The sequence below is a fragment of the Vibrio sp. Isolate24 genome (assembly GCF_022398215.1).
GTDB classification, from domain to species: domain Bacteria; phylum Pseudomonadota; class Gammaproteobacteria; order Enterobacterales; family Vibrionaceae; genus Vibrio; species Vibrio coralliilyticus_A.
Window position 1 is genome coordinate 1 of record NZ_JAKEUU010000018.1, and the last position, 851, is coordinate 851.

An 851-nucleotide genomic window follows, 5' to 3' on the forward strand; every position below is an offset into this window, starting at 1 on the left:
ACTTAACCATACAACCCCAAAGGGTCTTTGTTAAACAACCAAAGTTGTCTRCAATTATTTAAACATGATGCAGACTCGATTTTGCCGGACTCAAATATAAACATCACAAGGATGTTTCCAAGAACACTTGAATGTGTGTTGGTACCTAATGAACAAGTCATTAGGATTTGAGAACTTTTAATTGAATAACAACGCATCTCAWAGARATGGGGATTGTTGTTATTCGTCAGCTTTCCAAATTGTTAAAGAGCTAGATTCATAAATGAACCATTTTTAAAGATTCTTTTTCAAGAACACTTAAAGATGGTGGAGCTAAGCAGGATCGAACTGCTGACCTCCTGCGTGCAAGGCAGGCGCTCTCCCAGCTGAGCTATAGCCCCATCAAGGTGTCGATACTGTTGCCAANTCATAAATGAACCATTTTTAAAGATTCTTTTTCAAGAACACTTAAAGATGGTGGAGCTAAGCAGGATCGAACTGCTGACCTCCTGCGTGCAAGGCAGGCGCTCTCCCAGCTGAGCTATAGCCCCATCAAGGTGTCGATACTGTTGCCAAYCTCCTGGGAGGAAGATTGGTGGGTCTGAGTGGACTTGAACCACCGACCTCTCGCTTATCAGGCGAACGCTCTAACCACCTGAGCTACAGACCCAGCATCGTCTCTTAAACTGTATAAACCATCAATCTGTGTGGACACTCATCGTGAATAATCATCGTATAAGGAGGTGATCCAGCGCCAGGTTCCCCTAGCGCTACCTTGTTACGACTTCACCCCAGTCATGAACCACAAAGTGGTGAGCGTCCCCCCGAAGGTTAAACTACCCACTTCTTTTGCAGCCCACTCCCATGGTGTG

Annotated in this window: 3 tRNA genes and 1 rRNA gene; all 4 read right to left on the minus strand. The window is 44.9% G+C overall.

What is annotated here, in order from left to right:
- Nucleotides 1-304: 304 nt before the first annotated feature.
- A tRNA-Ala gene (locus tag L1D23_RS22110) sits at nucleotides 305-380 on the minus strand.
- A gap of 74 nt (nucleotides 381-454) precedes the next feature.
- Nucleotides 455-530 (minus strand) — tRNA-Ala (locus L1D23_RS22115).
- Nucleotides 531-572: 42 nt separating this feature from the next.
- A tRNA-Ile gene (locus L1D23_RS22120) sits at nucleotides 573-649 on the minus strand.
- 66 nt (nucleotides 650-715) lie between these two features.
- Nucleotides 716-851 (minus strand): 16S ribosomal RNA (locus L1D23_RS22125); the annotation flags it as partial.